Annotated in this window: 7 protein-coding genes and 1 pseudogene; 4 read left to right on the top strand and 4 right to left on the bottom strand. The window is 59.2% G+C overall.

Annotated features, from left to right (window positions below):
• The 4 genes and pseudogenes from PFH44_RS23150 to hemA form a co-directional block, all read right to left on the bottom strand.
• A partial coding sequence (locus tag PFH44_RS23150) for a SirB2 family protein (RefSeq protein ID WP_283826285.1) occupies positions 1 to 122 on the bottom strand: 122 nt, incomplete at its 3' end.
• Positions 119 to 972: pseudogene (prmC, locus tag PFH44_RS23155) on the bottom strand (peptide chain release factor N(5)-glutamine methyltransferase). The pseudogene prmC and the gene PFH44_RS23150, both read right to left, overlap by 4 nt.
• Positions 972 to 2,054 carry a peptide chain release factor 1 gene (prfA, locus tag PFH44_RS23160; protein ID WP_045858977.1) on the bottom strand — a complete coding sequence of 361 codons (1,083 nt, stop codon included), beginning with the start codon at positions 2,052 to 2,054 and terminating at the stop codon, positions 972 to 974. Before prfA ends, prmC begins: the two are co-directional and overlap by 1 nt.
• Before the next feature lie 42 nt (positions 2,055 to 2,096).
• Positions 2,097 to 3,353 (bottom strand): glutamyl-tRNA reductase, encoded by a 1,257-nt coding sequence (gene hemA, locus PFH44_RS23165; protein WP_041146103.1) that lies wholly within the window; start codon positions 3,351 to 3,353, stop codon positions 2,097 to 2,099.
• A 271-nt stretch (positions 3,354 to 3,624) separates the two neighbouring features.
• On the opposite strand from hemA, the gene lolB reads away from it, so the two are divergent.
• The 4 genes from lolB to PFH44_RS23185 all read left to right on the top strand — a co-directional run.
• On the top strand, positions 3,625 to 4,236 hold the full coding sequence (lolB, locus tag PFH44_RS23170; protein WP_045858979.1) for a lipoprotein insertase outer membrane protein LolB: 612 nt from the start codon (positions 3,625 to 3,627) through the stop codon (positions 4,234 to 4,236).
• Positions 4,236 to 5,084, top strand: coding sequence for a 4-(cytidine 5'-diphospho)-2-C-methyl-D-erythritol kinase (ispE, locus tag PFH44_RS23175; protein WP_161795718.1), 849 nt, complete (start codon positions 4,236 to 4,238; stop codon positions 5,082 to 5,084). The genes lolB and ispE overlap by 1 nt, the downstream gene beginning before the upstream one ends.
• A 183-nt stretch (positions 5,085 to 5,267) precedes the next feature.
• Positions 5,268 to 6,215, top strand: a complete 948-nt coding sequence (gene prs / locus PFH44_RS23180; RefSeq protein ID WP_004863536.1) for a ribose-phosphate diphosphokinase — start codon at positions 5,268 to 5,270, stop codon at positions 6,213 to 6,215.
• A gap of 126 nt (positions 6,216 to 6,341) precedes the next feature.
• The coding region (locus tag PFH44_RS23185) for a SulP family inorganic anion transporter (protein WP_283826284.1) at positions 6,342 to 6,969 on the top strand (628 nt) is incomplete at its 3' end.

Below are 6,969 nucleotides of genomic sequence, written 5' to 3' on the forward strand. Positions count from 1 at the left end.
CCCCGGGGGGGTTTAACCCACGGGCTGCCGTTGTAGCTCCACCAGTAGCGTAACGCGAACAGGCTGACCGACACGACCACCGCCGCAATATGCAGATACAGCACTGCGGTAAACAGATTCATACGCCAACCTTCTTATCCATAGCCGGAAAACGTCCTAACGTCAGGCGGTCGTTATCGCCGTAATCGCGGCAGGTCACCACGTCGAGATATCCCGCATCGTGGAACAGGCCGCGCACCGCGGCGCCCTGCTTCCAGCCGTGCTCCAGCAGCATTAAGCCGTCAGGGGTCAGGAAGCGACGTCCTTCGCGAATGATATGTGCCAGATCGGCAAGGCCGCTATCGGCGGCAACAAGCGCCGTTTTCGGCTCGAAGCGAACGTCGCCCTGCGCAAGATGCGGGTCGGTTTCGTCGATATAGGGCGGGTTGCTGACGATAATTTCAAACTGCTGGCCCGCCAGCGCGCTGAACCAGTTGCTCTGCAGCACCGTCACGTTGGTGATGGCAAGCTGAGCCGCGTTGCGCGCGGCTAGCGCGGCGGCGTCGGGCATAAAATCGACCGCCGTCACCCGACAGTCTGGACGCTCGCTGGCCAGCGCCAGCGCAATCGCGCCGGTGCCGGTGCCTAAATCGAGGATCCGACACGGCGTCGCCGGCAGCCGCGCCAGCGCCTGCTCGACGAGACACTCGGTGTCCGGACGCGGGATCAGGGTTGCCGGCGACACCAGCAGCGGCAGCGACCAGAATTCGCGCTGACCGACCAGATGCGCGATCGGTTCGCCGCGCTGGCGGCGGCTCAGCAGCGTCTCAGCTCGGCCAGCTGGCCGTCGGTCAGCGCCGTTTCGCCAAAGGCGAGGAGGTAAGTCCGCGCCCTGCCGGTCACGTGTCCCAGCAGGATCCCCGCGTCGCGGCGCGGGCTTTCGCTGTCGCTCAGTCGGGCAATCGCCTGCGTCAGCCACTGTTGAAAAATCATCATTCCTGCTCGGAAAGCGCTGCCAGCTGATCGGCCTGGTACTCCTGGACAATCGGCTCAATGAGCATATCCAGCTTACCTTCCATCGTTTCATCCAGGCGGTAGAGCGTCAGGTTGATGCGGTGGTCGGTCACGCGGCCCTGCGGGAAGTTATAGGTACGGTTACGATCGCTACGATCGCCGCTGCCCAGCAGGTTGCGTCGGGTAGACGCTTCCGCCTGCTGGCGCTTGGCCACTTCGGCGGCGCGAATGCGCGAGCCCAGCACCGACAGCGCCTTGGCCTTGTTCTTGTGCTGAGAGCGTTCGTCCTGACACTCAACGACGATACCGGTCGGCAAGTGGGTAATACGAATAGCGGAATCGGTGGTGTTAACGTGCTGCCCGCCCGCTCCAGAGGAACGGAAGGTGTCGATACGCAGGTCGGCCGGGTTGATGTCCGGCATTTCGGCTTCCGGCAGCTCCGGCATCACCGCGACGGTACAGGCGGAGGTGTGGATACGCCCCTGCGATTCGGTCGCCGGTACGCGCTGCACGCGGTGGCCGCCGGACTCGAACTTCAGCCGGCCGTAGACGCCGTCGCCGCTGATTTTGGCAATCACTTCTTTATAACCGCCGTGCTCGCCTTCGTTGGCGCTGAGGATCTCAACGCGCCAGCGGCGGGCTTCCGCGTAGCGGCTGTACATGCGGAACAGATCCCCGGCAAACAGCGCCGCTTCGTCTCCGCCGGTACCGGCGCGGACTTCGACAAAGGCGTTACGCTCATCGTCGGGATCTTTCGGCAGCAGCAGAACCTGCAGCTGCTGCTCCATCTCTTCGCTCTTATCTTTCGCGTCGCGCAGCTCTTCCTGCGCCATTTCGCGCATCTCCGGATCGTCGAGCATCATCTGCGCGGTTTCAATATCATCCTGCACCTGACGCCATTCGGTATAACAGCGTGCAACGTCGCTCAGCTGCGCGTACTCGCGCGACAGCGCGCGGAATCGATCCTGATCGGCGATGGTCGCAGCATCCCCCAGCAGCGCCTGAACTTCCTCATGGCGTTCGTACAGAGCTTCCAGTTTGGCAACAATAGAAGGCTTCATAGGTGTGAATTAACCCTGTCCTGAAAAAAGAGAGAAATGGCGCTATTCCAGCCCGAGGCTGTTGCGCAGAATATGCAGGCGTTCATCGTCCCCGTCACGGGCAGCCTGCTGAAGAGATTTGGTTGGCGCGTGGATCAGGCGGTTGGTCAGCTTACGCGCCAGGTCCTGCATGATTTCCTGGGCATCACCGCCCTGCTCCAGCGCCGCCAGCGCTTTCAGCGTCAGCTCCTCGCGGACCTGTTCGGACTGGGAGCGATATTCGCGGATAGTCTCGCTGGCGCTCTGGGCGCGCAGCCAGGCCATAAATTCGCTGGTTTCCTGCTCGACGATCGATTCCGCCTGTACCGCGGCGGCTTTACGCTGCGCCAGGTTGTGCTGAATGATGTTTTGCAGGTCGTCGACGCTGTAGAGATAGGCGTTCGCCAGCTTGCCCACTTCCGGCTCAACGTCGCGGGGCACCGCGATATCGACCAGCAGCATCGGCTGATTGCGGCGCGCCTTCAGCGCACGCTCCACCATCCCTTTGCCAATAATCGGCAGCGGGCTGGCGGTGGAAGTAATAATGATATCGGCCTCTTTCAGCCGCTCATCGATGTCGCTCAGGGCGATAACCTCCGCGCCGACCTCATCCGCCAGCGCCTGGGCGCGTTCGCGGGTGCGGTTGGCAATAACCATTTTGCGCACGTGGTGCTCCCGCAGATGGCGGGCCACCAGCTCGATGGTCTCCCCGGCGCCGACCAGCAGCACGGTCACGCTGGAGAGCGATTCAAAGATTTGTCGCGCCAGCGTACAGGCGGCGAACGCAACAGAGACCGCGCTGGCGCCGATGTCCGTTTCGGTGCGCACGCGCTTAGCCACGGAGAACGACTTCTGGAACATGCGCTCCAGCTCGCTGACGTTGAGATGTCCGCGGCTGGAGTCCGCAAAGGCTTTTTTAACCTGGCCGAGGATCTGCGGTTCGCCGAGCACCAGCGAATCCAGGCCGCTGGCGACGCGCATCAGATGGCTGACCGCATCGTTATCCTGGTGCCAGTAGAGGCTGTTTCGCAGATCGTCTTCATTAAGATGGTGGTAATCACACAGCCAGCGGATGAGCACTTCCTGCAGATTATCCTGCTCCTCAACGCTGAGATAGAGCTCCGTGCGGTTACAGGTCGACAGCACCACACCTCCCTGCACCATTGGCTGAGCCAGCAAGCTCTCCAGCGCCTCATCGAGCGTGTCCGGCGAAAACGTTACGCGTTCTCGCAGCGCTACCGGAGCTGTTTTGTGATTAATGCCAAGAGCTAAAAGGGTCATTGTGAGGGAGTAGTACCAGCGTTGCTAAGGTTAGTCTGAGCGCATCATACAGGATGCGCGGAATCAATAAAAGAGACGCTCCCCTTTTGGAGTAATAGCCAATGCGTAACAGCCACTAACGGTAATTTTTTGATTTCAGACAATTTGAACGTAGACGCTACCGCCGGGCAACGCTAGCATTAAGAGTTATAATTGTAACCCGCTACACAAATCGTGTGCGTATTCACCCTTCGCCGGATTTCACTGTAGACATCAAGGATTTGTCATCATTATGAATCGACTGCTCCGCCTGTTGCCCCTGGCAAGCCTGGTCCTGACCGCCTGTACCCTCAACGCCCCGAAAGGCCCCGGTAAAAGCCCGGACTCACCGCAGTGGCGTCAGCACCAGCAGGATGTCCGCAATCTTAGCCAGTTCCAGACCCGCGGCGCCTTTGCCTGGCTTTCCGATGAGCAAAAGGTTTACGCCCGTTTCTTCTGGCAGCAGACCGGTGAGGATCGCTATCGCCTGCTGCTGACCAACCCGCTGGGCAGTACCGAGCTGTCGCTGACCGCGCAGCCGGGCAGCGTGACGCTGATTGATAACAAGGGTCAGACCTACACCGCAACCGACGCGGAAGAGATGATTGGCCGCCTGACCGGGATGCCCATCCCGCTGAACAGCCTGCGCCAGTGGATCGTCGGCCTGCCGGGCGATGCCACCGATTATACCCTCGATCAGCAGTATCGTCTGAGCACCCTCAACTATACGCAAAACGGCAAAACCTGGCGCGTCACTTACGGCGGATATACCAGCGATACCACGCCATCGCTGCCGGCCAATATGGAGCTCAGCAACGGCAGTCAGCGCATCAAGCTGAAAATGGATAACTGGATTGTGAAATGATGACCCGCTGGCCCTCTCCCGCGAAGCTGAACCTGTTTTTGTATATAACCGGGCAGCGCGCCGACGGTTATCACCAGCTGCAGACGCTGTTCCAGTTTCTCGACTATGGCGATACGTTAACCATTGAGGCGCGCGACGACGGCGAGCTGCGTCTGCTGACGCCGGTGGACGGCGTGCCGAATGAAGAGAATTTGATTATTCGCGCCGCCAGGCTGCTGATGCAGGCGGCGGCAGAACGCGGGCGGCTGCCATCCGGCAGCGGTGCCGATATCAGCATTGAGAAGCGCCTGCCGATGGGCGGCGGGCTGGGCGGCGGCTCGTCCAACGCCGCCACGGTGCTGGTGGCGCTGAATCAGCTTTGGGGCTGCGGGCTATCGGAAGACCAGCTGGCGACGCTTGGGCTGCAGCTCGGCGCCGATGTACCGGTTTTCGTCCGCGGCCATGCGGCCTTTGCCGAAGGCATTGGCGAAATTCTGACCCCGGTCGAACCGCCGGAAAAGTGGTACCTCGTCGCTCACCCCGGGGTCAGTATTCCGACTCCGGTCATCTTTCGCGACCCCGAGCTACCACGAGACACCCCAATCAGGCCAATAAATACGTTGCTAAAATGTGAATTTCGCAATGATTGCGAGGTTATCGCAAGAAAACGTTTTCGCGAGGTTGATGCGGCGCTTTCCTGGCTGTTAGAATATGCGCCGTCGCGCCTGACTGGCACAGGAGCGTGTGTCTTTGCTGAATTTGACACCGAATCTGCCGCTCGTCAGGTGCTGGAGAAAGCCCCGGAATGGCTACAAGGCTTTGTTGCGCGAGGAGTTAACATCTCGCCGCTCAGGCTAGCCCTACCCTAAGTTGCTCCGTTTTAAACGTGAGTAACGATAAGTACGCCGGGCAAATTGAGTTACGGTGACAACGTCACCCTGTTCCAGACGTTGCATCGTTCTCTTTAAATACACCGCCTGGATGGAACGGCGCCGCCGCACGGTTTTTGGCCCTTTTCATCCACCACTGGACGCATGCCTGAGGTTCTTCTCGTGCCTGATATGAAGCTTTTTGCTGGTAACGCCACCCCGGAACTAGCACAACGTATTGCCAACCGCCTGTACACTTCTCTTGGCGACGCCGCTGTAGGTCGTTTTAGCGACGGCGAAGTCAGCGTACAAATCAATGAAAACGTACGCGGTGGTGATATTTTCATCATCCAGTCCACTTGTGCTCCCACCAACGACAACCTGATGGAACTGGTTGTTATGGTTGATGCCCTGCGTCGCGCTTCGGCGGGTCGTATCACCGCTGTTATTCCTTACTTCGGCTATGCTCGTCAGGACCGCCGCGTTCGTTCCGCCCGTGTGCCAATTACTGCTAAAGTGGTTGCGGACTTCCTGTCCAGCGTTGGCGTTGACCGCGTGCTGACCGTTGACCTGCACGCTGAACAGATCCAAGGCTTCTTCGACGTTCCGGTTGATAACGTATTCGGCAGCCCAATCCTGCTGGAAGATATGCTGCAGCTGAATCTGGATAACCCAATCGTGGTTTCTCCGGACATCGGCGGCGTCGTGCGCGCCCGCGCTATCGCCAAACTGCTGAACGATACCGATATGGCCATCATCGACAAACGTCGTCCGCGCGCTAACGTCTCCCAGGTGATGCATATCATCGGCGACGTGGCAGGCCGCGACTGCGTCATGGTTGACGACATGATCGATACCGGCGGCACGCTGTGCAAAGCAGCAGAAGCGCTGAAAGAACGTGGTGCGAAACGCGTCTTTGCTTACGCCACACACCCGATTTTCTCCGGCAACGCTATCCAGAACATTAAAAACTCTGTGATTGATGAATTCGTCGTCTGCGATACCATCCCGCTGGCGCCAGAAATCAAAGCCCTGGAAAAAGTTCGTACCCTGACGCTGTCCGGTATGCTGGCAGAAGCGATTCGTCGTATCAGCAACGAAGAATCTATCTCTGCTATGTTCGAGCATTAATCGAGCCCGGCCAAAGAAACCCGCTGAGGCGGGTTTTTTTGTCTCTTAACCCAATTTGTATGACCATTGCCTCCTTCACCTGCCATATTAGTTGACAGATGATGCGCCCATGGATGAAACATTATCGTGAACAGATTATTTTCCCCACACGTGATGCCTTTCCGCGCCCTCATCGACGCTTGCTGGAAAGAAAAATATACCTTTTCGCGCTTCACTCGCGACCTGATTGCCGGGATAACGGTGGGGATTATTGCGATCCCGCTGGCAATGGCGCTGGCAATTGGCAGTGGCGTAGCGCCGCAGTACGGACTCTATACCTCCGCCGTCGCCGGGATCATCATCGCCCTGACCGGCGGCTCGCGCTTTAGCGTTTCCGGGCCGACCGCCGCCTTTGTGGTGATCCTCTACCCGGTATCGCAGCAGTTTGGCCTCGCCGGGCTGCTGGTCGCGACGCTGATGTCCGGCATTTTTTTAATTCTCTTCGGCCTCGCCCGCTTCGGCCGGCTGATTGAATATATCCCGCTCTCGGTGACCCTCGGGTTCACCTCAGGTATCGGTATTACTATCGGTACCATGCAGATTAAGGACTTCCTTGGCCTGCAGATGGCGCACGTGCCGGAGCACTACCTGCAGAAAGTCTCCGCGCTGATTATGGCGCTGCCGACGATCAACGTTGGCGACGCCGCGATTGGCATCGTGACGCTCGCTATTCTGATCCTCTGGCCGCGCCTTGGGATCCGCCTGCCGGGCCATC

The organism is Klebsiella sp. Ech2A, assembly GCF_030078455.1.
In the GTDB taxonomy this organism is placed as follows: Bacteria; Pseudomonadota; Gammaproteobacteria; order Enterobacterales; family Enterobacteriaceae; genus Klebsiella; species Klebsiella terrigena.